Origin of the sequence: Pseudoalteromonas sp. SR44-2, from assembly GCF_014163745.1 — a bacterium.
In the GTDB taxonomy this organism is placed as follows: domain Bacteria; phylum Pseudomonadota; class Gammaproteobacteria; order Enterobacterales; family Alteromonadaceae; genus Pseudoalteromonas; species Pseudoalteromonas distincta.
The window spans coordinates 1-25,668 of sequence record NZ_JACJDW010000024.1; the positions used below are offsets into that span (position 1 = coordinate 1).

Sequence of the window (25,668 nt, forward strand, 5' to 3'; positions counted from 1 at the left end):
AGTATGTTCGTTAATCATAATGTGCCCTCAAACAAGATTTGAAGATCTGATCATGAAATTGAGATTTAGTTCAAAAAAATCCCCGCTAATTTCTTAGCAGGGATTTGTGTATAAGAGACAGCTATCTTAGTGGCTATTCCCTACTTTATTAAAATTTAACATTACTATTGTTATTGCTACTGTAACGACTAAATAAAATAAATGCTCAAAATAAAAAAGCGCCGTGGTATTCAACTTTGGGAAAATACCATGGCGCTTTTGGAAATCGTCGATATAGGAGTCTACCTACAGTGTATGATTAGCAAGCTTAGTACCAACTTCATAAAACAATTAAAATTGAATAAAAACAATAAACTAAGCATCCACCTTAACTCATCAACTAATCCCCTTGTTCTAGTTTTGTGCACGTTTTTACCGCTCTGCACCAAATTAATTAGTATAATTTAGGTATGTTTTCTATTTTTTTATTTAGTTTTAGAACTTACTATTGATGAAATCAATGTCAGTTATTGAAAACAACAATTTCATTAATAATATACTTAGCGCTAGAGTGAAGTTAAGCCAACAAACTAAGAGTAATAATTATGACAACATCAAGCTTCACACAACAAGACGGGTTATTTATTGATGCTAACTTACATCAGTTTATTGAAGAGCAGTTATGCGCAAAAACTAACACCACTGAAACTTACCAAGCATTAGCTACTTTAGTTGATGAGTTTGGTTGTAAATGCCGTAAAACAAAGCACCAACCAAATGATGTATTAGAAGTGGATACATTGCTAAACGCATACCAACTTAAAAACCACCCACTTTGCCATGTTGATGCACAAACGACAGAAGCCGTTTTAGACGAATATTGCTGCCAGGTTCCTGCAATTATTGTTGTTGCGTTAATGGATACGCTCAGTGGTACGCAGTGCGATGAACCTCAAGCACATGAGATTTACCATCGTGCAGCGCAGTTAACCAACCGCCCTTGCATGCACAGAGTAAAAACTGCCTCAGCAGCTTAATAATGAATGTGTTTAAAAGTGCTCGATAACCTTCTTTGCAAAGCCAGTACAAGTTAAGGTTGTCGAGTTATGAATACTTGAGTTATCGCTCTGCTCTTGCGCTAAATCAAAGGTTACTTCACCACTTTTAAATGTTTGCTCTAACGCATTTTCTATCAGTAATGCGGCCTCGTCCCATCCCATAAATTTAAGCATTAATACCGCACTTAAAATACTACTGCTGGGGTTTGCTTTATTTTGCCCTGCTATACGTTCAAACGTGCCGTGTGTAGGCTCAAAAAATGCGACATCGTTATTTAAATTTGCAGCAGGCATTATGCCAACACCGCCAACTTGTGCGCTCAGCATATCCGCTAAAAAGTCACCATTTTGATTAGTCGTCACCACTACATCAAATTGCTCTGGGTGCATTAAACATTGCTGCAGCATGTTGTCGGCTATAACTTCTTTAATAATTAGAGGTGCTTGATTTACTCGCTCTATTTGCAGCCAACGCCCATTTTCATGTGCAGTGGCATTAAATTCGCTTTGTGCAAGTGCATACCCCCAACGCTTAAATGCCCCATCGGTAAATTTAAGTACATTGCCTTTATGCACTAGCGTTAATGATTCACTATCGTTTTTAAGTGCATAGTTAATGGCAAAGCGCATTAGTCGCTCAGAGCCTTCTTTAGATATATTTTTAATACCAATACCGCATTCTTGTGAAAACCTTAAGCGGGTTACGCCCATTTCCTCACATAAAAAATCGAGCATTTTTTCGCTTTCTACACTCCCTGCTTGCCACTCAATACCTGAGTACACGTCTTCGCTGCTATCACGAAGCACTGTTATGTTTGTTAAAAAAGGATTTTTTAAAGGAGAAGGAAGTGCACTAAAGCCTTTTATAGTGCGCATATTTACAAACAAATCCATTTCTTGCCTGAGTGCAACATTAAGCGATCTAAAGCCACCACCCAGTGGTGTGGTTAACGGCCCTTTTATGGCAATTTTGCAGGCACGTACCGCGTTAATTGTTTCTTGCGGGAACCAGTCACCGTCATAAAGCTTTGCGGCCTGCTCGCCATTATAAACTTGCATCCAATGAATTTTCCGCGCGTTTTTATAACAATGCTCAATTGCACTATCAACAACGTGGCGCATCACCGGCATAACATCCTGCCCCACGCCATCGCCATCAATAAAAGCAATGATAGGTTCTAACGGTATTTGCCAATGTCCTTGTGTATCAATAGTGATATTTTGGCCGTGCTCAGGAACTTGAATATGCTGATACGTCATGGCTAAAACCTAACTTAAAATAACGATTAATTGATTAAACCATGCTTAGCTAGAAGTGTCTGTATTTGTACTTTTATAGTTACTATCATTTTAAAAAATAAAGAATTAGGCGTTATTATTTATTCATTTAGTTGGTCTTGTATATTAAGCCTGGCGTATCAGTTATTAAATTACAGTGGAGCATTTTAATGAAATTCTTGTTTGTACTGCTACTATCAATCGGCTCTTTTAACTTATTAGCCGTTGAAGTAGTCATACACAACGTTAGCTCGCTCTCAAGTAATGCTCAAAACACAGTGTCTACATGGGTTAATCAAAGTGTTGAAAAAACACAAAATACACTGGGGCCTTTAAAACAAACCACATTGCCTATTTATTTAAAACCTCAATACTTTGCTTTTGAGCCTGTACCTTGGGCTACAGTTAAACGCAATAACCCCGATGGGATTGAACTACATATAGACCGCTACGCCAGTTTAAATGCATTCACTAAAGATTGGACGCTATACCATGAACTTTCGCATTTATATTTGCCGCTACTTCCCTACTCCGGTTTTTGGCTAAGCGAGGGTTTTGCCAGTTATATGCAAAACGTAATAATGCGTGACAGCGGTATAATCACCCAGCCACAGTTTGTACAACGTTTAAATGCAGGATTTGATCGTGCCCGCCTGCAAACCAAAACTAAAACACAGCCACTTAATAAGCTCTCTGCCGATATGTGGAAACAACGCGCCCAGCAACGTGTTTATTGGACGGGTGCGGCTTTTTTTGCACAGGCCGACCTTAAGCTACAAAAACAAGGTTTATCTGTCGCGGGTATAATAAAACAGTATCAAACATGCTGTAGACCCGCTCGTTCTAGTGCTAAAACCTTTATAAAAGAGTTAGATAAGTTATCCAGCAGCAGCATTTTTACAACGCTGTATGCAAAATATAATACCCGTACTGATTTTCCTGATATTAATAAAAAGCAGCTAAACACGCTTTAACGGCTGCTCTGTTTTATATAGCTACTATATTCAACCAGCCCTTGCGCATTAAAATTGGTTGAGTACTCGTTCATAAAACCATGCAAAAAATTGGTGTTATAGCACTTAACACTCGCTTTGGTGCTTAAAGCTTTAATAACTTCATCAACATTAAAGTGACTCTCACTTTCTGGGAATATGAATTCACAGGGTACATTTGCATCTAACGCTAAATAATTACGAATTTGCGACGGATAAAAGCCAATTAACTTTTTAAGGTGTGTATTGCCTGTTAATAACTGTGCCCGCCATGCTGCACTTGCCCCTGCGCTGAACGCAATACATGTGGTCGGCACTTTTAAACTCTCAAAGCATTCTAGAAGTTTGTCCGTGTATTTGTCATGGCCACACTGCTGTATAAAATTATTATAACTATCTTGTTCACTTTCAATAGCTTGAATCTTGTTATTGTATGGGTCAACAATCACTAAATTTGAACTAATTGCCTGTGATAACTTACTTAAAGCAGGGGTTAAACCATAAATATCACTCACTATTAGGTAATTCATACTTATCCTTTGGTAACTAAAAATGGGCTTTGTAAGCAGTTGATAAGGTTTATTATAAATATTTTTATAATAAACAGCTTGCACACAATTTATATATAAGTTACCTTCCCTCTCTGGTTTAAAGAAACCGCCGCGGTTAACCATTTACCCTGATCCAGTAAGCCCCGCAAAACGTATATTTGAAAGCTAAGTTATTGTACGGCGAGAACCCCTTGAATAATACCGAGATGATTTTTTACTATCATCGCAAAAGTGTCATAAAGATCGTCAACACTGTAATGAAGCTAAACACAACATCGTTAATTTATTGACTGCAATTTGCTATACAAATATAGCGCAGAATAAATAACAAGAATAAAGTGAGTTTTATTATGTCTTATAAATATAACGGGTCTATGATCCAAATAGCACATCCAGTGCAATCAATTTCAGTAAACAAACATCGTGTAATCTTCAGTGATACACAAGGTTTAAAAAATGCATTATTTCAAAAAGCGAGTGATGCACGCCAGTTTGTTAAGTGGCTAAAAGCTAACTAAGCAACATATAACTTTAATTGCCATTCTATTATTGCAATTATTGATAAGATATTATGCCAGCCTTATTGCTGGCATTTTACTTTTTAGCCCTTTATTGGTTACAATAGTTTTACAATAATAATTACTGGTAGCTGTTGTAATGCTCCGTATATTTTTAACTTTCTTACTTTTTTTCTGTCTGAGTTCAATAAGCAATGCTAGAACCATAAACTGGCTAGCGCACGATTTTGCACCCTATTATATTTTAAATGGTCAATATCAACACCAAGGCCGTGACGAAAGCATAATTTCTTTACTTGAAAAACAACTTCCTAATATCACCTTTAACCGCATGCTTATCCCCTCAGGTAAAGTAATTCAAGAGCTGTCAAATACTTCAAATAATGTTTGTGCGTTATCGCTTTATAAAAATGATTACAGAAAAAAGCATATTTATTTCACAGACGAAAGCTCGACAACGGGCCTCTCGCCTTCAATAGCAATGCATAAAAAGCTCGCCAAAGCGCTAAATATAGCGGAATCTAAAGAAGTATCACTACTCAATTTAATACAAGATAAAAAACTAACTCTTGGAGTTTCTATGAGCCGCTCTTACGGCCAAGAGATAGATACTTTAATAAACAGTACACCCAACATTGATTTAGTAATTAGACCCACTCGCGATAGCCTAGCGAGCCTTACATATATGCTTAACCTAAAACGAATTGATATTTTGTTGGGTTACCCTAGCGAGCATTACTATTTAGCTAAATCAATGCACTTTGAAGAAAACTTAACGCAGCGTCCATTAACCGAATCTCCAGCGCTCAGTTATGGCTTTATTGGTTGTACTAAAAACGAGCAAGGCGCAAAAGACATCGCTATTCTTAATGAGCAGCTTAAAGTTATTAAAAAAACGCAGGCTTATAACGATTTACTTATGCGCTGGTTGCCTGAGGATTTACGGCCGCTATTAAAGTCACGTATTAATAGCACAAAATAAACAAATTCAAAGTCGCTTAATTTGAGTTTCTGTTAAGCAAAAAAAACGCCACAGTAAGTGGCGTTTTTATATTCAATAACTGTATTACTTACGAACGCCTTCTATTGATAAAATAATATCAACATGAGTAGATGCAGGCCCTAAGTTGTAATCAATACCGTAGTCGGTAAGTTTAAGGCTGGTTTCGCCTTCAAAACCTACGCGGTATCCACCCCACGGATCTTTCCCTTCGCCCACTTTATCTATTTCAAAGGTAATAGTTTTAGTTACGCCATGCAGCGTAAATTCGCCAGTTACGTCAGCCTCTTCACCATCTTCATCAAATTTAATGCTGGTGCTTTTAAATGTCGCTTTTGGGTATTTATCCACATTTAAAAAATCTTTACCGTGTAAGTGCTTATCGCGCTCTGCTTGGTTAGAATCAAGGCTAGTGGTATCAATATTTACCATAATTTTTGATGCATCAGGATTTTTAGCATCGTAACTAAATGTGCCGTCAAAAGTATTAAAACGACCATATAACCAGCTGTAACCTAAGTGTTTAATTTTAAAGTTAACAGATGCGTGCCCGCCTTTTGTATCAATTACATAATCAGCTGCATTAGCGGCTGTTGCCGATAACATCATTGCAGCCGAAACGGCTGTGCTTACTAATAATTTTTTCATTTTAATCATCCTTTAATGGTTTGATCATTCTGATTAAGGTTTTATCTTTATCGATAAAGTGATGTTTTAACGCCCCTAGTGCATGCAATACTGCAAACCCGATTAATGTGCACGCGCCATAATAATGTACTTTTCCTGCAATATCGGCTTGGTCATCAAATGCAAAATCAAGTGCTGATACGTTAAATAAGGTAAACACTTCTATTGGACGCCCGTCTGCAGTTGATATTAAATACCCTGAAACAGCTATAACGGCCAAAATAATATACATAGCAATATGCGCAGTATGTGCTAATTGGTTCATGCCTTTACTTTCACCTAATGGTTTAGGTTGTGTAGATAAAGCACGCCATAAAATTCTAAATAAAAATACGGCCACAAGCGTAATACCAATACTTTTATGTAAATCGAGCGAGCCTTTATACCAGCTATCGTAATAAGTAAGCTCAACCATATATAAACCTAAACCAAACAGGCCAAAAATAGTCAGCGCCATGAGCCAATGTAAAATAATGGCGACAAGTCCGTAAGATGAAGGTGTATTTTTAAACATGTGTAAAGTCCTATAATGCTATGACGTTACAATATAGTGCATAGCCGTAAATGAAAATAGCATTTACAAACACTTTACGTGCGTATACGCACAGAACTTTGATAATTAAAGACAGTTTTAGAAGTTGAGGATTAAACAGATAAGTTTATAGGGTGGATCGCTCGCTCAAGCTGACATAAATTAAGCTCTCTGGGCTTACTTGCAAACAGGTAACAAGTCCTTCTTTAATGAGCTCTAGCATGGCTATAAAACTAACCACAACACCACTACGCCCTTCATCAGGCGTAAAAAGCGCATTAAATACCACTGCTGAATTTGCTTTCGATAGCTGTTGTAATATTTGGCTCATTCTCTCTCGGGTTGAGAGTACTTCAGCAGTAATTTGATGATGTTCAAACGTTTTTGCTCGCGCCATAACATCACTCAACGCCAGCATTAAGTCTTTAAGTTCAATATCAGGGAGGTTTTGACTTATGTCTTCATTTATTGGCATAGCGGCATGCGCTATAAAAATATCACGCCCAACACGGGGGATATCATCGAGGTTTTCGGCGGCTTTTTTAAATAACTCATATTCTTGCAGGCGTTTAACAAGCTCAGCGCGAGGGTCTTCTTCCTCTTCAAGCTCTTCGTGAACAGGGAGTAATAAACGCGACTTAATTTGTGCAAGTAACGCAGCCATTACTAAATATTCACCGGCAAGTTCGAGTTGAAACTCGGTCATCATTTCAACGTAACTTACATACTGCTCTGTAATACTAAAAATAGAAAGATCGAGCACATCAAGCTTATGCTTTTTAATTAAATAAAGCAGTAAATCGAGCGGGCCTTCAAAGGTTTCTAATATTATTTCGAGCGCATCGGGCGGAATATATAAGTCTTCTGGTTTATCTACAACCGCTTTACCATGCAAAAAAGCCAGTGGCAGCTTTTGCTGCACTGGCTTTTCACTACTTTTTGTATCAGCAGTACTTTCGCTCACTTGTTATTACTCAAACGGGCTTGTATCACCACAGCCAACACGCAATATTTTAACTTCATCTTCCGACAAGTCGATTACTGTGGTTGCTTGCTCGGCTAAATGGCCACCGTGAATAATTAAATCAACGTGTTTATCTAATCGCTCTAATATTTCATCCGGATCTGATTCAGTAAACTGCTGCCCGGGTAAAATTAAAGAACACGACATTAATGGCTCGCCAAGTTCCGCAAGTAACGCACAAGCAATTGGGTGTTCAATTACACGCATGCCAATGGTTTTTTTCTTGTCGTTTAATAAACGCTTAGGGACTTCTTTTGTGCCTTTAAAAATAAAGGTATAAGGCCCTGGCGTATTATTTTTAATTAATCTAAATAGCTGGTTATCTACACGTGCATAAGTAGATAGCTCCGATAAATCACGGCAGACTAGCGTAAAATTATCGTTTTTTTCAATACCACGAATACGCTCTATGCGCTCTTTGGCTTGCTTATTACCAATGTTACAGCCAATGGCATAGCCCGAATCTGTTGGGTAAACAACAACACCGCCTTGTTTAATAATATCAACGGCTTGACTAATCAATCTTGGTTGCGGGTTATCAGGATGAATATGGAATAATTGACTCATGTTAATGCCCCTTCTTGTCCTTCCCAAACTTGCCAAACACCTTGGCAGTCTTTCGGTAAGTATAAATTTTTGCCAAGCTCTAAATAGCTTGTCGGAAAATGAAAATCAGACCCTTGCGAGCAAAGTAGTTCGTACTCACGGCTGAGTTCACCTAAAAATTGACGTTCGCTTGGCGCCTGTTGAGGTTGTGCAACTTCCATTGCGTCTCCTCCTACACTTTTAAATTCTACTAATAATTTGCGTAGCCACTTGTTTGACATTTGATAGCTACTTGGGTGCGCAAGTACAGCAACACCACCAGCAGCATGTATTGCCTCTACAGCGGTTTGCATGGTGCACCAGCAACTAGGTACATAGCCTGTTTTGCCACGCCCTAAGTACTTTTTAAAAACACCCGGGAAATTTTTAGCTACACCGCGCTCAATAAGAGCGCGTGCAAAATGTGCGCGCGTAATTTGCGCATCCTTTGCCAGCTCTTTAGCTTGCTCGTAAATGCCATCAAAGCCATTTTTTGCAAGGCGTGCGCCAATTTCTAGTGCACGCTCTTCTCGCTTTTGCTGCTGAGCCGATAATAAAGAGGTAAGGTCAATATTATTAATATCAATATTTAAACCTACAATATGAATTTCGAAGCTTTCCCATTTGGTAGACACTTCGGTACCCGTTATTAATGAAAGCGGTAAGTTTTCTGCTTCAATAAATTGCTGAGCAGGCTTAATAGCCGCCACAGTGTCATGATCGGTAATAGCAAACACATCAATATTTTTATCAACAGCGCGATGCAATAATTCTTCAACCGTTAAACGCCCGTCTGAATGTGTAGTATGGCTATGTAAATCGTATTTTATCAAAAGAAAACTGCTTAAAATTAAGGGTTACTGGTGTTTATGTAAGTATAACAACTTTTTTGACTAAATTGTTTTAAATAAACACTTGACACAAAAGCATAAGATACGTTTTACTGTAGCCACTTTCAGACACATTAAGAATTAACAATAATGATCAATTCAAACTTAAACACTATTTGGTGGTGGCACTCGTAATTATCGGGTGATGAATTGTCGTGTCTAGCAAAAATTCAAAACCCGCAACTATGCGGGTTTTTTTATAACTAAATTTTACGAAACGTATACGTTAAAAATATTTAATAAATTTTGAGGCAGAAAAACATGAATAACGGTCTTACTCTTACACATCGTTGGTGGTGGCGCCTGATATAGCGGGACGGTAATGATCTGTTTGTAATTTAGATATCGTTATTCAAACCCCGCATTGCAAAAGCACTGCGGGGTTTAATTTTTTGAGGGAATGAGGTTTGATTTTTAGTCATATAACTACCACACCAGGCGAAGTAACAAGCATTACGCAAGTACGCGACTATATTAGTAGCCCTCTTGCATTATACGCGGCACTTGATAAGCCTAACTCACTACTGCTTGAATCGGCTGAGATTGATTCTAAAGATAGTGTAAAAAGTTTAATTTTAGTTGATAGCGCCCTGCGCATTGTATGTAAGGGTAAAACGGTAACTGTTAGCGCACAATCAAATAACGGCAAGCAATTATTAAGCTACTTACAAGCAAATGTTAAGAGCTGTGATTCACAATTAAACGACACAACGCTTACACTTAACTACCAAGACACCAGCAGCGATATAGACGAAGCAAGTAAGCTTGTTGCCGATAACGCTTTCAGCGCTCTTCGTACCTGTATTAACAGTATTCAAAGCACCACCGAAAATCCGTTTTCGGTATTTTTAGGCGGTGTGTTTGCCTACGACATGGTGGCAAACTTTGAGCAATTAAGTGATGTACCTGATGGCGAAAACACCTGCCCAGATTACGTATTTTATTTAGCTGAAACGTTAGTTGTTATTGATCATCAAAAGCAAACAACTGAGCTCATTGGTAATGTATTTAACGGCCCAGACGTACACGCTAACTGTTTTGAAGTAGGTAAAGAGCTTGAGCGCTTAAATACGCTGTGCGATAACGCAGCAGAATTTAGTGCGGATATGCAAAGTGGCGAATGTGAAGTAAACGTTGATATAAGCGACGAAACGTATTGCGAGCAAGTTGTTAAGCTTAAAAAGAATATTGTTGATGGTGATATTTTTCAGGTTGTGCCGTCGCGTACATTTTCACTACCTTGCCCTGATTCTTTACATGCGTATAGCCAGCTTAAAAAGCAAAACCCAAGCCCTTACATGTTTTATATGCGCGATGAAGACTTTGCATTATTTGGCGCGTCTCCTGAGTCGGCCCTTAAGTACGACGTAAGTAATCAGCAAGTAGAAGTTTACCCAATTGCTGGTACTCGAGCGCGTGGCAAGTTTGCTAACGGGCAAATAAATCCAGACTTAGACAGCCGCATTGAGCTGGAACTAAGAAACGATCAAAAAGAGCGCGCCGAGCATTTAATGCTTGTTGATTTAGCGCGTAACGACGTCGCCCGCATTAGTGTTGCAGGTACTCGTTTTGCTAAAGAGTTATTAAAAGTAGACCGCTATTCACAGGTAATGCATTTAGTTTCACGCGTTGTTGGCACATTAAAACCAGAACTTGATGCACTGCACGCTTATCAAGCGTGTATGAACATGGGCACGCTTGTTGGTGCACCAAAGGTTCGTGCTGCTGAGCTTGTTCGTCAAACTGAAGGTAAGCGCCGTGGCAGTTATGGCGGCGCTGTAGGTTACTTAACCGGTGATGGCGCAATGGATAGCTGTATTGTTATTCGCTCTGCTTTTGTTAAAAATAACATAGCCTACGTGCAAGCAGGTGCAGGTGTAGTGTTTGACTCAGATCCTATTTCAGAAGCAAACGAAACTCGCGCTAAAGCACAAGCGGTTATCACCGCCATAAAATCTACCTATAAGGCGGTATAAAATGAGTAAAACGAATCCTATTAAAATCTATTTTTTAGATAACTTTGACTCATTTACATATAACCTTGTTGATGAGCTTACGATGCTTGGCTGCGAACTGGTTGTTTACAGAAACAACATTAGCGCTGAGGTTATTTTTAATAAAATGCGCCAAGAGCAAGGACAAGTACTATTAGTACTTTCGCCTGGCCCTGGCACACCAAGCGATGCGGGCTGTTTAATGGAGCTTATTGAGCTCTCTAAAGGCCACTTCCCAATGTTAGGCATTTGTTTAGGCCAACAAGCGTTAACACAAAGTTACGGTGGAGTAATCGGTCACGCGGGTGAAACCGTACATGGTAAGTCTTCAATTATTAATTTAGGCGAACATCCTGTATTTGATGGTATGGGCAATACAATGCCTGTAGCACGTTACCATTCGTTAATGGCAACAAAAGTGCCTGATAATATAAAGGTTATTGCCCAGTACGAAGATATCCCTATGGCTATTTATCATCATGATGACAATGCATTGGGTTATCAGTTTCATCCAGAATCAATACTAACGCCAAACGGCGCAATGCTACTTCAGCAAAGTGTCGCTTACTTAACACGCGCTAAATAAAAGAGGACATTATGAGTACACAACCAGAACAACCCATAAATGTTCAACACGCTATTGAACAACTAATTACAGGGCAATCATTAAGCTACGCAGACGCCAAAGCACTGTTTGATGAAATAATGCAAGGTAACATGAGCGAGATTGAGCTAACCGCCCTACTAATAAGCCTTAAAATTAAAGGCGAAGTAAGCGATGAAATAGCAGGTGCTGCAGCCTCAATGCGCGAAAACGCAGTTGCTTTTACTACCAGCAGTACACAACTTGCTGATAGCTGTGGCACTGGCGGCGATGGCTCAAACACAATTAATATAAGCACAACAGCAGCCATAGTTGCCGCTGCTGCCGGCATTAACATGGTAAAACATGGTAATCGCAGTGTATCGAGTAATTCAGGCTCTGCCGACTTACTAAAAGCGTTGGGCATTAATATAGATATGAGCCCAGAGCAGGCAGCAAAATGCCTTGAGCAAACCAATTTTACCTTTTTGTTTGCACCGCACTATCACAGTGGCGTACGCCATGCGATGGGCGTGCGTACAGCGCTTAAAACACGCACTATTTTTAATATTTTAGGCCCGCTTGCTAACCCAGCAGCACCTGATGTGCAATTGTTAGGTGTGTACAACGAAGCGTTATGTATGCCAATGGCACAAACACTTAAAACCCTTGGCACAAAGCGCGCTATGATTGTTCACGGCTCGGGCACTGACGAAATAGCTCTACACGGCCCAACAACGGTAGTTGAGCTGAATAATGGCAAGCTTACACAGTACACGCTAAACCCAAGCAACTTTGACCTTGCAAACTATTCACTTGAACAACTCGCTGGTGAAGGCCCACAATACAACGCAAATGCTAGCCTTGCCATCTTACACGGCAAAGGAACAGATGCACATAATGCTGCCATTGTGGTTAACGTAGCTGCCCTTTTATACCTAACAGGTAAAGCAGAAACGTTAAAAGAAGGGGCAAAGCAAGCACAAACATTATTAAGTTCAGGGCAAGCCATGAACACACTAAATGCAATTATTGAGGTAAGTAATGGCTAATGTATTAGACAAAATTGTTGCTGATAAAAAATTAGAACTAATTGAGCGTAAATCAGCACGCCCGCTTGAAAGCTTTAAGCACCTTGCAGTGCCTACAAGCCGTAGCTTTTACAAAGCATTAGCCGCCCCAGGCACACAGTTTATTTTAGAATGTAAAAAAGCATCGCCTTCAAAAGGGCTAATTAGAGAGCCATTTGATTTAACCGAAATCACCTCAGTTTATAAAAAATACGCTACCTGCATAAGCGTGTTAACTGATGCTAAATATTTTCAAGGCAGTTTTGATTACCTCGAATTTGTGCGCAGCCAAGTAGAACAACCACTTATCTGTAAAGACTTTTTTATAGATGAGTACCAAGTATATATGGCGCGTATTTATGGCGGTGACGCTATATTATTAATGCTTTCAGTACTCGATGACGAGAGCTATAAGGCACTGCACGCTGTTGCCGATTCTCTGAATATGTCGGTACTCACCGAAGTAAGTAATGAAGAAGAAGTACACCGTGCACTTGCGCTTGATGCACAAATTATTGGTATTAATAACCGTGATTTACGCGATTTAAGCACCGATTTAGCCACTACCGAAAAGCTACGTAAGCTTATTCCGGCTGATAAAGTGGTTATTTCGGAATCGGGTATTTACACCCATCAAGACGTAAAACGTTTAGCTCCATTATGCGATGGTTTTTTAATTGGCAGCTCACTTATGGGCGAGCGTGATTTAGAGCAAGCATGTCGCCGTGTTATTTTAGGTGACAATAAAGTATGTGGTTTAACACGTACCAAAGATGCACAAGCGGCATATCAAAACGGTGCTATTTACGGTGGTTTAATTTTTCATCCTAAATCGCCACGCTATGTTGATTTAGATTGCGCAAAAGAGCTAAGCCAAAGTGCCCCGCTTAATTTTGTGGGTGTGTTTGTAGATGCCCCAATTGACCAAGTTGCTCAATACGCAAGTGTGCTAAAATTGGCGGCAGTTCAATTACATGGTCAAGAAAGTGACGATTACATCGCTCAGTTGCGTACACAGTTACCTACCGGCTGCGAGATTTGGAAAGCCCAAGCAATAAAAGATGCATTGCCAACGCCTGTAAATGGCGTTGACCGACACCTTTACGATACACACAGCGATACACAAGCTGGCGGTACAGGTAAAGCATTTGATTGGTCGGTGCTTCATGATGCAAGCACTCCGTTTATGCTTGCTGGAGGCTTAAATCCAGACAATATTAAAGATGCGCTTTTTAAAGGTGCCTTAGGCCTTGATTTAAACTCAGGCGTTGAAGAATCTGCGGGTAAAAAGTGCCCTAACAAATTACATAATGCTTTTACAAGCATCAGAAATTATTGAGGTTAAAATGCAAAATCCAGCTTATTTTGGCGAGTTTGGCGGTATGTTTGTACCCGAGTTACTTGTCCCTGCGCTTAAGCAGTTAGAAAACGAATTTAACAAAGCACAAAAAGATCCTGAGTTTCAGGCTGAGCTAAGTAAATTATTAAACGAGTATGCGGGTCGTCCTACCCCACTTACTTTAACGCGCAATTTAGTTAAAAACCCAAAAGTAAAACTGTATCTAAAGCGTGAAGACTTATTACACGGCGGCGCACATAAAACCAACCAAGTACTTGGCCAAGCGTTACTTACTAAGCGCATGGGTAAAAAACAAGTAATTGCTGAAACAGGTGCCGGTCAACACGGCGTTGCAACAGCGCTTGCATGTGCATTACTGGGTTTAAAATGTCGAATTTATATGGGCGCAAAAGACGTTGAACGTCAGCAACCAAACGTATTTAGAATGAAGTTAATGGGCGCAGAGGTTATTCCGGTAACAGCGGGTTCTGGCACATTAAAAGATGCAGTAAATGAAGCCCTGCGTGACTGGTCAGCTAATTATCAAGACGCGCACTACTTACTAGGCACAGCAGCGGGTCCTCACCCATTCCCAACAATTGTACGTGAGTATCAAAAAGTTATTGGTGAAGAAGCTAAACAACAAGTACTTAAAGCCGAAGGTCGTTTACCTGACGCTGTAATTGCCTGTGTTGGTGGTGGTTCAAACGCAATTGGTATGTTCACCGACTTTATTGACGAGCCAGGCGTTAAATTAATTGGTGTTGAGCCTGCAGGTAAAGGGCTTGATACAAATGAGCACGGTGCAACAATTTGTAAAGGCACTAAAGGTATATTACACGGTACTTACACGTACATTATGCAAAACGACGATGGCCAAATTGAAGAGTCTTACTCTGTATCAGCGGGTCTTGATTATCCTGCGGTTGGTCCTCAGCATGCATTTTTACACGAAACCGGTCGAGCGCAATACGTGGGTATCACTGATACAGAAGCGCTTGATGCGTTTCAATCACTTGCTAAAAACGAAGGGATTATTCCGGCGCTTGAATCAAGCCATGCGCTTGCTTATGCACTTAAGTATGCAGAAGAGCAAACCGAGGAAAGCGTTTTAGTTATTAATTTAAGTGGTCGTGGCGATAAAGATTTAGCACACGTTCACAATGTACTATCTGAAAGAGGTCAGCTATGAGCCAAGTAAAAACGGATCGTTACGGCAAAATGTTTGCAGCGCTTAACGAGAAAAAACAAGGTGCGTTTGTCCCATTTGTAACAATTGGCGACCCAGGTAAAGAGCAAAGTGTTGCGATTATTAAAAGCCTAATTGACGGCGGCGCTGATGCACTTGAGCTTGGTATTCCGTTTTCTGATCCGATTGCGGATGGTCCTGTAATTCAAAAAGCTAATATTCGCGCACTTGATGTGCACATTAACACGCAAGATTGCTTTGATGTTATTAAAGAGATACGCGAGTATAACGCCGATATTCCAATTGGATTATTGCTTTACTCAAACCTTGTTTTTAAGCGCGGCATAGAAGCATTTTATAAAGATGCAAAAGTGGTAGGTGTAGACTCTATTTTAGTGGCTGACGTGCCTCTGCATGAATCTAAAATATTTAGAAAGTCAGCAATGGATAACGGTGTAGACCCAATTTTTATAGCAACACCTAATGCGGATGATGACACACTTCGCCAATGCGCCTCTTACGGTCGTGGTTATACGTATTTACTATCGCGCGCTGGTGTTACCGGCACCGATACTAAGGCACAAATGCCTGCTGGTAATATTGTTACTAAATTAAAAGAATACCATGCAGCCCCTGCTCTTTTAGGGTTTGGTATTTCAACACCAGATGATGTAAAAGCGGCACTTAATGCAGGCGCAGCAGGTGCTATTTCAGGCTCTGCTGTAGTTAAAATTATTGAAGCTAACCTTAACAATTTAGACGCAATGACAATGCAGTTAAAAGCATTTGTTAGTGAAATGAAAGCTGCAACCGCATTATAAAAAGTGTAAATTTACGCATTAAAAAAAGGGCATTTAAAATGCCCTTTTTTAATTTTTAAAAGCAAATTAGTGAGCTTGGTGTTTACCCTCTAAAATCTCTTCAATAAATTTAGCATTAAATGCTTCTAAATCTGCTGGGCTTCGGCTTGTTACTAAACCTTTATCTACACATACTTCTTGATCGACCCAATTAGCACCTGCATTAATTAAATCGCTTTTAATACTGGGAAAGGAAGTAATGGTACGGTCGCGCAATTTATTAATTTCAGCTAACAACCACGGCGCATGGCAAATAGCAGCAACGGGTTTGTTTTTTTCTGCGCCAAAAAAGCCATCAATAAATGCTTTAGCATCTTTATCTTGGCGTAAACTGTCTGGATTAAATAAACCACCAGGAAGCATAAGCGCGTCATAATCAGCAGGATCCGCGTTTGTAACTAGTTTATCTACTGTTACTTTATCGCCCCACTTGTCTTCATCCCAGCCAGTAATTTGGCCTTCTTTAATTGATACTATTTCGATGTTTGCACCAGCATCAAGTAATGCGCTGCGTGGAGATAAAAGCTCACTTTGCTCAAATCCATCAGTGGCTAAAATTGCGATTTTTTTGCCTTGTAAACGTGTGCTTGTTTGTAATGTACTCATTGAGATCTCCTTATTTTCTTAAAAGGTATATTTAAAATACACATTCAAAAAAGCACGATGCGTGCCGACAACAAGCAATTGAAAATAAAGGATTTAATTTAAGTAGAATTTATAATGCCATGTAAATTATTTAGAGATTATGAATAATGTACATTGAGGAGATATAAACACGGCTTTGATACTCGGTGATTTAAATACAGAAGCTTCGCTTCTCGCGTGAGCAAGCTCAACGCCTACAACTAACGCTCAGCATTATGTTTATTTTTGTAGACGCACAACTTGTTGGCGTTTAAAAACGCAGTTTTTATGATAGGTGGTTAAGTAATTAGAAGCTGCGCTTCTCGCGTGAGCAAGCTCAACGCCTACAACTAACGCTCGGCATTATGTTTATTTTGTAGACGCACAACTTGTTGGCGTGATGGGCAAAGCCCATAATTTTATGTTTAATAACTCCACGTAAAACTCAGTCAACGACCAAGCTAAGTAATGCTATTTAAAGCAGATCTTTTAACGCCTTAGCAGGTTTAAAAACCGCTTTATTTGCGCCTTCTATTTCAATTGCAGCCCCTGTTTGTGGGTTACGCCCAGTACGCGCTGGGTAATAACTTAGCGCAAAGGTACCAAAGCCATTAATTTGAACTTGATCGCCCTCAGAAAGCGATTTAGTAATGACTTTTTGCAAGCTTGAAAGTGCCGCTTGAGAATCTTTTTTTGTTAATTCACTTTTTTGTGAAATGGCAGCAACGAGTTCTGCTTTATTCATTTTAGGCTCCTAAATACACGCCAAATCAGTGTTGGTTAAGCGTGGGAATATGATGATATAAAAAATACCAAACCAAATTGGTAATAAAGCCACGCAGGCTAAGGGTTACAGGGCAACAAGTCAACCTTGTAGTTGCTAAGCTTTATGTGGTAAAAAGCCTTTGACTCTTTTTTGTATAATTTAGGTAGTATATGCACGCATTAATTGAATACATTCCACTCATACTGTTTTTTGCAGTGTTTAAACTCGTCGATATTTATTGGGCTACCGGTTTATTAATGGCCACTACGCTTATTCAAGTTGCTTATAGCTACTTTAAACATGGCAATGTGCCTACTCGTCATTGGATATTTTTTGGCATTGCTGCCGTGTTCGGTACGTTAACGCTGGTACTTCATGATGAGCAATACATTAAATGGAAAGCAACACTCATATATGCAGGTTTAAGTTTAACGTTACTTGTTAGCCGTTATGTACTTAATAAAAATCTCGTTAAAAAAGCGCTTAGCTCAATCCTCGAAAACGCTAATGATACAAAGCAAGCCATTGTTGTCCCAGAACCATTATGGGATAAGCTTAATTTAATGTGGGTTGTAATTACTTCTGGCATCGCAGCACTAAACATTTATATTGCATATAATTTTTCGCTCGACTTTTGGGTTAACTTTAAAGTATTTGGTTTAATGGGTATTACCTTTGTAAGTATTTTTGCCACCATTATTGCCTTGTACAAATACCTCCCTGATGAAGAAGAACCTGCAAAGTAAGCCCCTCGTCATAAAAGTGTCGTCTTAGCTTGTTAGCTTATTAAAAAAAGCAATTTGAGACGACCTTGAACGCTAATCAATACCGCTGGTTTGAATTTACCCTCATTTTTATATTGCTGCCCTTGTTGGGTTTTGGATTACGCGAGCATTTAGCTAATTGGCTTATCCCTGCGCTTATTATACTTATGAGTGTGTGTTGTATGTTGCTACTAGGCGATCCCCATTTTAAACGGTTTAGACTCACAAGCCTTGGGCAATTTTCTGCTGTTAAAAGGCGTGTGTTTAGCTTCTTTTTTTTAGGTGCGCTGTTCTCAGGCATGTTTTACGGGATTATTCATCAAGGCAACTGGTTTACCCTTCCCCGTAACTCATTTAATGGTTGGCTTTTACTATTGGTGCTGTATCCAATACTGTCGGTTATTCCTCAAGAATTAATATTCCGAACGTATTTTTTTCATCGTTATAAACGCATCATGCCAAAAAAAGCAGTGCGTATTGTAGTCAGTGCGAGTGTATTTGCGCTGGCGCATATTGTGTATGCCAATTGGATTGCAGTAGCCCTAGCCTTTTTGGGCGGTTTACTGTTTGCGTATACCTACGCACAAAGCCGCTCAACGGTCGTGTGTGTTATTGAACACAGCTTATGGGGGCTATGGATGTTTACACTCGGGATTGGCAGCTACCTCGATTCAGGCGCATTTAACTAATATAACAAACATTAAAAAATCCGATATCAGAAACTAATATCGGATTCTGAATAGCTATAAAAACACTTCACTCATCGCAAAAAGCGCTGAGCTGTAAGGCATATGCTGAGTTTTTAATTATTTAATCTAATGGTTAAAATAACGACTCAAACTCACCATTTGGAAATAAAACACCAGGAATACCACGTACCGCAGTAACATCAGCTAGTTTAGTATCACCAAAATATAAACCGCCACTGTAATTACGGCCCTTTTGCTTTACATCTAACCAACGTCCATTTTCGCCTTTCGCTATTAGATTAATGTTGCCACTAACATCACGAATACGTAAATCTAACGCGCGATTTTGTATGCTAACAAATATATCTGTAGAGGTAAGTTCTGATAGGTTTTCCACATCGCCTACGTACGCAAATTTAAAATCGCTTGCACCACTCAATGGAAAATCTAATTCAAAAGTAAATGCTAAATCGTCATTATCTTCACCAACAAAAGGCGAAGCCTCTACTGCTGTGATATGAAATGCAGTGTTTTGAATGTCGCTTACGTAATCACCATTAAAATCAAAAGTAGATAACGTGGTTGACTCCTCACCTAGTGAATTAACAAAACGGTTTAAATTTACTGATAAATCACCTTCGAGTTTACCCGCTGCTTTATTGATAATTACGTTGGTGGTTACCTGTGTAATACCCGTATCGGCTTCTGGGTTTAATTCACTTTGAGCATCTATGCCATCAAACTCAATCAGCAACTCACTTACATCCACACTTAATACCGTAGTACCATTTGTGACCGTTGCGCTCATTACACCTTCGATTTTATTACCTAATACACCACTTACTCTGAAAGTTGGAATTGATAAATCAATGGTTATAGGTAACTCATCATATGTGCCAGTAATAGCCCAAGTATAAGGTGATTGGTTGTAATTAATATCTAAATCACGAAGCTTATATTGCCCTGATGGTGTAGAGCCATCAGCTAGTGGTGAATAATTTGTGATAACTTCGTTTAAAGCATTACTAAGTGCATCAAGGGTTCTTTGTGTATCTTCATCAAACGCACCTTCAAGCTCAGTAAATTTTGCGTCTAATTCATCTGAATAGCTTTTTTCTTGAAGTCTTGCAACACCAATTATATTTCGCGTATCAACAAGTAACTCTCTTGAGTGTAAGCTTTGCACTTCTGCTGAGCGAGCCTGCCAATTTGCAAATGTAGTTACACTTGCAATCGTTTGCTTAACTTGACCAGCTACATTTTTCAGCAAAGCATTACCTTGGTCGCTAAATAAGTTGTCTGTAACATACTGCGCTGCTAAGTCGCTGTAATCTTGCCAAGCTTGCTGGTCAGTCTCCAAATTAGTAAATGTATTAAAAGCACTTTCAACACTAAACGAACTATCAGCAACACCAGCTAAAATTGCCGCGTAGGTGAAGGCATTTGTTACCATTTCTGCTTCAACACTTGCATTTAAATTACTGTGCGTTAAATGATAAAAAGGCGTGGCTGATAAACTCGCCTGTGTAGCACTAAAGCCTTCTTCTGTAATTGCTTTGCTCAATGGTGATAAATAAACCTTATTTACACCCGGTGCACTAAATGCATCCGCTTTGTAATTAAGAGTAACGGCTGTCAATTCTTGGTAATCGATTAACCGGTTTGCGTTTAAGTCATTTACATCACCACGCACAGTTCTGCCACAACCTGTAAATCGCGGACAAGGTAGAGTGGTATCGCTAGGTATAAACTCAAAACTATTAAAAGTAAGTGGAGTTACACTTACACTCGCAGTATTGATATTTTCGACTTCAATTGATTCTTGCACCACCCCATCGCTATCTAAAACATTAAGCGTGCCCTGTGGTGATTGCCAATTAGATACATAAAAACTCACAGAAGAAGATGTAGCAATTTCACTCACTGCAACCGATTCTGAACTGTCACTGTCTGATGAAGAACCACAACCTGCCAATGCAATAGCGACCCCTAAAGGTATAATTTGTTTTAACATCTTCATTCCTTAAAACTTAATGTTCACGTACCAATTCACATTCGCATAATAGGCTTTATCTAAATCTAGGCTATCAGTTTGTAAATTAAGACCAAAATATTCGTTTTCTATACCAACTAAAAATGCTTCGCTTTTTGTTTCGTAGCCTGCTTGTACTCGCCAATGATCCCAAAAGTGAATACGGCCTTTTAATTGGCTAAACGTGTCTTTATCGTAACGTTTTAAAGTTAACTGAGTCGAAAATCGGTCGTTTATTCTGTAATCGGCAAATGCTTGTAATCGCATTTCCATTTCGAAATCATGAGATACCGTATTTCCAAATGCAGATGTTTTTAATGAAACTGTTGGCTGAGTAATAATATCGCCGTTGTCATCTTCGCTAAATGGAATTTCAGTAGTTTGACCCTTTACAGAGCCACTGTCTTCGTACTGAGTTTTATACAGCAAATCTTTTACGCTAAAACCAACTTTAAGCTCATCATTTACTTGCCAATCGGCAAAAATATCTAGGCTATAGCCTAGCCCTTCAGGCTTTTGTGAAGGTGTAAATTCTTTAAATAAAATATCTTTTGAAAAGTTGTAATCGACAGTTACAGCACCTTCAACTTCATCACTAAAAATCTCACCATTTACAGTGGCATCTTGATAGTGTGAGCTGGCAAAAACAGAAAGCTTAGGTGTTATTGTTAATGCATTTTTATCTAAAAATTTAAAATCATAAGATACGAATACACCATTAGACGTTGCTTGTTTAGCATCGAGGTAATAGGTATAAAATCTATCTTCAAACTCTAAATCATTCTTTTCGGTATGAGTATATTTAGCTGTATCAGGATCAAAGTTAAGAACATAGTCATAACGACTTTGTAAACCCACTTTAAAATTACCGTAGCCAACACCCACTTCAAAAATATTATAGGTAAATGCACTGTCACCCGATTTTAATGGTGCATCAAAATCATCTACAAAGGCTTGTACTGGTTGTGCTTCAGTATAAATTTCTGCGTCAAAATGAGTAAATATTTGAAATTGGTTATCTGCGGAAGCAAGAGGAGAAATAAAAGCTGTTGAAAATCCTAACAAGAGAATTTTTTTTTTCATAATTTAATCGCTTTCTATAAAAAAAGGGAAAAGCGCTGCTTTCCCCTTTTATAGTTTAAATATTACTTAGATGAATCAATTAAATCAACATCAGTGTAAGGCACTACATCACCATCGATGTAAGTGATAGATACACCGTTAGTAACTTTAGAAGCAGTACCAAATGACATCATTTCGCCATTGTACATAGCTTTAACATCACCAGTGTAACCTGTAGATTCCGTACCAGTTAGAGATAATGTGTAACCCATTGCTGCGTCACCTTTAACCATAACTTCTAATGTACTTTCATCTTCATCACCACTACTGTCAACCATACCCATTACTTTAAAGTCTAAGTCGCCAGACATACCTTCAAGTGTAATACTTGAAGAATCTGATTCTTCAGTTGCAGTAAGGTTTAGCATACCAGTGAAACCAGAATCACCGTCCATAATTTCAACGTGGTTCCAAGCTTCAGTGTTAACGATTTCAGCGTCATCAACTGTGTCAGCATTTACTGCACCATCAAATGTGAATATTAAACATGAATCAATTTGCGTAGGATCAATAATCGTACCGTCAGCAAACAGTTCACACTCTTCTAGAGCTGCAGTACGACTTTCACCCGTAACAAGTGACACAGTTGCGTCATTTTCACCCATTAATGTAGCGCCCCAAGCAACAACTAATTGCTCGCCTTGGTAAGAAGCTGAAGCACTGATCATTTCACCGGTAGTTTCGTTCTCTAATTCTAAAACTAACGCATCTAAGTCATAGTTATATGACCAATCAGGTTGACGAGTAGAAGTACCTTCACCTGAGTTACCCATTTCAGCTAGTTCATCAATTACGTCAGCAAGAACGTCTGCTGCATCGATAACCGCTTGACCGCCAGTATTAGTAAGCACAGTCATAGTCGATAATGACTCTGATGTAGCTTTAACAGAAGTTAGTACTTCAAGTTTAGCAACCGCCGCTTCAGCAACAAGTTGTAGGTTATAAGCTGTTACAAATTGCTCGCTAGCTAGTTCACCTTGAGCTACAGCAGCTGTTTGCATAGCTGTAAGCGCATCAATCATTGCTTGTGCGCCTTCGCCTTCAAGGTCTAGGTAAGCATTAGAAGCAACAAGTGCTTGCTCAATAGCAATTTCAAGTGCATCAACAGCAGCAGCAAAATCAGACGCAGCAGTAACAGCAGTCATAGCAAGCTCAAGAGCTTCAGTTGCGTTTGCGGCTGTATCTACCATTGCACCTTCTGCGTTAGCAAGTGCGCTTGTAGAAGCTGCTTCAGCTGTGTCTGCTGCTGATTTTTTCTCATCAGCAACGTCTGCAGTGTTTTCAGCAACTAGTTTTGCAGCAGCAAGAGCAATATCAAACGTTTCAATCGCTTCTTCTGCTTCCGCTACTAGTGCAGCTAATGCAGCGTCGTATGCAACGGTGTCAGTTACAGCAACACCTGCATCTGTTTGTAAAGACGTTGCAGAATCAAGAATCTGTTGGTAATCAGAGCTTTGAGTAACTAACGCTTTTGCAGCAGTTACATAACCTTGTGATTTAACAAAAATAGAACCCGCTTTAGCTGTTAAACCAGCAGTAGCAGCTTCATTTTTCAGTAATGTTACAGCGCTTACAAATGCAGCTGCGTTATCAGCTGTAAGAGCATCGCCACCCATTGCTTGAACATCAGCAAGTGAACTTTGAGCTGTTTCAATATCCATTTCTAATGCAGTAAGTGCAGTCTGTGAAGCTGTAACTTCTACTGTTAAAGCAGCTGCTAGAGCTGTATAAAAATCATCTCCAACTGTACACTCTGCACCAGTACAACCAATTACTTCTAGTGCTTTTTTAACTTTTACTGCAGCGGCTGCAAGGCCGGCATCAGTTGCTGCACCATTTTTAACAGCTTTGTCTTTAGCTGCTTTTGCTTTTTTAGCAATACCTACTGAATTAGCGGCAAACGCATCAATTTGTGCTTGTGTTGCATTAGGGTTGTTAGCAGAGAATGCCGCTTTTAAAGCGTTTTCAATTGCAGTTTCATCACCCGTTGCTACAGCAACAAAAATGTTTGCAGTATTTGTAATTGCTGTTTGTAACATTGTAGCTATTGCAGCAATGCCAGCGTCAGTATTACCTTTAAACTGGCCTGATTTAATACCAGCTTTAATGCTGCTCATTACATCACCAATTGAAGGTAAACCTTGAATTGAAGAAGAAAGCTGTGCAATTGCTAAAATACCGTCAGTAAGTTCTTCTTCGCCATCAACATTACTTAAATCTACAGCGCCGCCGTTAGATAAATCGCCAATAATAGCAGAAAGTAAAAGTGCTGCGTCTTGACCCATCACTTGTACAACAGTGTTTAAGCTAGCTGTAGCAATAGCGTCTTCATCTACACTTGAACCTGAGTCAAGAAGAAGACCCGCCACTAACGATGTTAAAAAAGTAACATTAGCTTTATAAGAACCTATAACATTATCGTCGCCAGCTGCACCGCTCGCTCCAGATGTATCTGCTTCAACAGCTGGAATAAACTTAACAACTGAAAGCTCTAGGTCAGTTTTGTACCATTCGCCAAACTCAATATCAGTATCGCCATCATTTTCGTCGTCAACTTCTGGCGCTTCATCGTAAGTGCCACAACCTACGTAAGCATCACAACGTAAAAAGCTATCATCGCCTTCTTCAGACGTTTTAACAGTAATGTAAACAGGTCCAGTAAAATCATCATCTAGGTAGATGCTGTAACGACCGTTTTCATCAGTTAGCACTTCAGGGTTAGCGGCAATTTTACTTGCTTCTACCGCTGCATCTGCAGCATCTTGTGATAGTGCTTCTTCAGAAAAAGACTCAGCCTCTGCTGAAGCAGCTGAGCGAAATGCAACAGGAACGCTTTGACCAGATGCATCTAAAGTCATTACAGTTACTACTGCACTTTTCATTGAACCTTTAACTGCTTTACCTGTTACTTCAATATTAAATTGTGCATCGCCCGTTGCAGTAAAAGATTCTACAGGTGCAACAGGAATATTTCTGTCGTTATCAGAACCACATGCTGTTAAGCCTAATGTAAGTGCAACTGAAGCTGCAATAGGTGTAAATTTGATCGTACGCTTTACCATTTATTTCTCCTTGATAGCCTGGAATGAGTATCAGAAATTAGTTTAGTTGATAGTGGTTTATGTAAGCTTTTATATTCAAAAAGCATCAAAAAAGTACACAATCATAACCTTTGTTACTAGAACATTAAAAATACCATTAAGCTATATAGTTATGCTACATATTTATACGTTTTATAGAAGTATTTATCTTTATTCTATGAGCTACTTCTTTATCAGCATCTCTATTATTCAATAACCTATAGACACTCATAAAGAACCAGCACATATTGATACAATATATTCACTTTATTAAATGAATATTACATACAATCTAGTTTGTTAATTATATTCTTCAAGTAAATGCGATGGATGAGAGTTAAAAAAGACGATAATTCTAAAAATTAATGAAAAAGGATTATTTCTAACGAGTGTGAGTAGGTTTTACTTTAGCTAAGCAAACGTTTATAAAATTTGTTTGCTTAACTAAAATAAATGTTTAGT

General features: G+C 39.1%; 24 protein-coding genes. 12 read left to right on the forward strand and 12 right to left on the reverse strand.

Annotation, left to right across the window (positions count from 1 at the left end):
* Positions 1-584 precede the first annotated feature (584 nt).
* A complete protein-coding gene (locus tag H5115_RS14295; RefSeq protein WP_002961558.1) occupies positions 585-1,016 on the forward strand; it encodes a hypothetical protein in 432 nt (143 codons plus the stop codon).
* A gap of 12 nt (positions 1,017-1,028) precedes the next feature.
* Here H5115_RS14295 and icd read toward each other — a convergent pair whose 3' ends face one another.
* The gene (gene icd / locus H5115_RS14300) at positions 1,029-2,297 is read right to left on the reverse strand and encodes an NADP-dependent isocitrate dehydrogenase (protein WP_182755938.1); all 1,269 of its coding nucleotides are present in this window, start codon (positions 2,295-2,297) and stop codon (positions 1,029-1,031) included.
* Positions 2,298-2,485: 188 nt separating this feature from the next.
* On the opposite strand from icd, the gene H5115_RS14305 reads away from it, so the two are divergent.
* Positions 2,486-3,289 (forward strand): hypothetical protein, encoded by an 804-nt coding sequence (locus H5115_RS14305; protein ID WP_182755940.1) that lies wholly within the window; start codon positions 2,486-2,488, stop codon positions 3,287-3,289.
* On the opposite strand, the gene H5115_RS14310 is transcribed toward H5115_RS14305, so the two are convergent.
* Positions 3,286-3,837, reverse strand: coding sequence for a hypothetical protein (locus tag H5115_RS14310; protein WP_182755942.1), 552 nt, complete (start codon positions 3,835-3,837; stop codon positions 3,286-3,288). The genes H5115_RS14305 and H5115_RS14310 overlap by 4 nt on opposite strands.
* Before the next feature lie 371 nt (positions 3,838-4,208).
* On the opposite strand from H5115_RS14310, the gene H5115_RS14315 reads away from it, so the two are divergent.
* Positions 4,209-4,376: a hypothetical protein gene (locus H5115_RS14315; RefSeq protein WP_002961566.1), complete on the forward strand. Its 168-nt coding sequence runs from the start codon at positions 4,209-4,211 to the stop codon at positions 4,374-4,376.
* A gap of 139 nt (positions 4,377-4,515) precedes the next feature.
* Entirely contained in the window at positions 4,516-5,358 is an 843-nt protein-coding gene (locus H5115_RS14320; protein ID WP_182755944.1) for a TIGR02285 family protein, read from the forward strand.
* Positions 5,359-5,442: 84 nt separating this feature from the next.
* On the opposite strand, the gene H5115_RS14325 is transcribed toward H5115_RS14320, so the two are convergent.
* The 5 genes from H5115_RS14325 to H5115_RS14345 all read right to left on the reverse strand — a co-directional run bounded on the left by H5115_RS14325 (position 5,443) and on the right by H5115_RS14345 (position 9,037).
* On the reverse strand, positions 5,443-6,024 hold the full coding sequence (locus H5115_RS14325) for a YceI family protein (protein WP_182755946.1): 582 nt from the start codon (positions 6,022-6,024) through the stop codon (positions 5,443-5,445).
* Position 6,025: 1 nt separating this feature from the next.
* Positions 6,026-6,577 (reverse strand): cytochrome b, encoded by a 552-nt coding sequence (locus tag H5115_RS14330; RefSeq protein WP_182755948.1) that lies wholly within the window; start codon positions 6,575-6,577, stop codon positions 6,026-6,028.
* A 145-nt stretch (positions 6,578-6,722) separates the two neighbouring features.
* The gene (locus H5115_RS14335) at positions 6,723-7,559 is read right to left on the reverse strand and encodes a ScpA family protein (RefSeq protein WP_182755950.1); all 837 of its coding nucleotides are present in this window, start codon (positions 7,557-7,559) and stop codon (positions 6,723-6,725) included.
* Positions 7,560-7,565: 6 nt separating this feature from the next.
* On the reverse strand, positions 7,566-8,186 hold the full coding sequence (locus H5115_RS14340; RefSeq protein ID WP_002961576.1) for an L-threonylcarbamoyladenylate synthase: 621 nt from the start codon (positions 8,184-8,186) through the stop codon (positions 7,566-7,568).
* Positions 8,183-9,037 carry an RNase RNM gene (locus tag H5115_RS14345; protein WP_002961577.1) on the reverse strand — a complete coding sequence of 285 codons (855 nt, stop codon included), beginning with the start codon at positions 9,035-9,037 and terminating at the stop codon, positions 8,183-8,185. The genes H5115_RS14340 and H5115_RS14345 overlap by 4 nt, the downstream gene beginning before the upstream one ends.
* Before the next feature lie 464 nt (positions 9,038-9,501).
* Here H5115_RS14345 and H5115_RS14350 point away from each other — a divergent pair, with 464 nt between their 5' ends.
* The 6 genes from H5115_RS14350 to trpA are packed head-to-tail and all read left to right on the forward strand — an operon-like array spanning position 9,502 to position 16,090.
* The gene (locus H5115_RS14350) at positions 9,502-11,070 is read left to right on the forward strand and encodes an anthranilate synthase component 1 (protein ID WP_182755952.1); all 1,569 of its coding nucleotides are present in this window, start codon (positions 9,502-9,504) and stop codon (positions 11,068-11,070) included.
* 1 nt (position 11,071) lies between these two features.
* Positions 11,072-11,674 carry an aminodeoxychorismate/anthranilate synthase component II gene (locus H5115_RS14355; protein ID WP_008138352.1) on the forward strand — a complete coding sequence of 201 codons (603 nt, stop codon included), beginning with the start codon at positions 11,072-11,074 and terminating at the stop codon, positions 11,672-11,674.
* A gap of 11 nt (positions 11,675-11,685) precedes the next feature.
* Entirely contained in the window at positions 11,686-12,723 is a 1,038-nt protein-coding gene (trpD, locus tag H5115_RS14360) for an anthranilate phosphoribosyltransferase (RefSeq protein ID WP_182755954.1), read from the forward strand.
* On the forward strand, positions 12,716-14,080 hold the full coding sequence (trpCF, locus tag H5115_RS14365) for a bifunctional indole-3-glycerol-phosphate synthase TrpC/phosphoribosylanthranilate isomerase TrpF (RefSeq protein ID WP_182755956.1): 1,365 nt from the start codon (positions 12,716-12,718) through the stop codon (positions 14,078-14,080). Before trpD ends, trpCF begins: the two co-directional genes overlap by 8 nt.
* Positions 14,081-14,087: 7 nt before the next feature.
* Positions 14,088-15,272: a tryptophan synthase subunit beta gene (trpB, locus tag H5115_RS14370; RefSeq protein WP_002961582.1), complete on the forward strand. Its 1,185-nt coding sequence runs from the start codon at positions 14,088-14,090 to the stop codon at positions 15,270-15,272.
* Positions 15,269-16,090: a tryptophan synthase subunit alpha gene (gene trpA, locus H5115_RS14375; RefSeq protein ID WP_182755958.1), complete on the forward strand. Its 822-nt coding sequence runs from the start codon at positions 15,269-15,271 to the stop codon at positions 16,088-16,090. The genes trpB and trpA overlap by 4 nt, the downstream gene beginning before the upstream one ends.
* 66 nt (positions 16,091-16,156) lie before the next feature.
* Here the strand turns inward: trpA and H5115_RS14380 are convergent, their stop codons facing one another.
* Positions 16,157-16,735, reverse strand: coding sequence for a type 1 glutamine amidotransferase domain-containing protein (locus tag H5115_RS14380; RefSeq protein WP_007582489.1), 579 nt, complete (start codon positions 16,733-16,735; stop codon positions 16,157-16,159).
* 493 nt (positions 16,736-17,228) lie between these two features.
* The gene (locus H5115_RS14385; protein ID WP_182681412.1) at positions 17,229-17,498 is read right to left on the reverse strand and encodes an HU family DNA-binding protein; all 270 of its coding nucleotides are present in this window, start codon (positions 17,496-17,498) and stop codon (positions 17,229-17,231) included.
* 191 nt (positions 17,499-17,689) lie between these two features.
* On the opposite strand from H5115_RS14385, the gene H5115_RS14390 reads away from it, so the two are divergent.
* Positions 17,690-18,265 carry an inner membrane-spanning protein YciB gene (locus H5115_RS14390; RefSeq protein ID WP_182755960.1) on the forward strand — a complete coding sequence of 192 codons (576 nt, stop codon included), beginning with the start codon at positions 17,690-17,692 and terminating at the stop codon, positions 18,263-18,265.
* Between the two features lie 65 nt (positions 18,266-18,330).
* Positions 18,331-18,972 (forward strand): CPBP family intramembrane glutamic endopeptidase, encoded by a 642-nt coding sequence (locus H5115_RS14395; RefSeq protein WP_182674247.1) that lies wholly within the window; start codon positions 18,331-18,333, stop codon positions 18,970-18,972.
* Positions 18,973-19,105: 133 nt separating this feature from the next.
* On the opposite strand, the gene H5115_RS14400 is transcribed toward H5115_RS14395, so the two are convergent.
* The 3 genes from H5115_RS14400 to H5115_RS14410 all read right to left on the reverse strand — a co-directional run bounded on the left by H5115_RS14400 (position 19,106) and on the right by H5115_RS14410 (position 25,188).
* Complete coding sequence (locus H5115_RS14400) at positions 19,106-20,986, reverse strand: hypothetical protein (RefSeq protein WP_182755962.1); 1,881 nt, start codon at positions 20,984-20,986, stop codon at positions 19,106-19,108.
* A 9-nt stretch (positions 20,987-20,995) separates the two neighbouring features.
* Positions 20,996-22,087, reverse strand: coding sequence for a hypothetical protein (locus H5115_RS14405; protein ID WP_039489982.1), 1,092 nt, complete (start codon positions 22,085-22,087; stop codon positions 20,996-20,998).
* Positions 22,088-22,149: 62 nt separating this feature from the next.
* Positions 22,150-25,188, reverse strand: coding sequence for a hypothetical protein (locus H5115_RS14410; protein WP_182755964.1), 3,039 nt, complete (start codon positions 25,186-25,188; stop codon positions 22,150-22,152).
* Between the last annotated feature and the right edge of the window lie 480 nt (positions 25,189-25,668).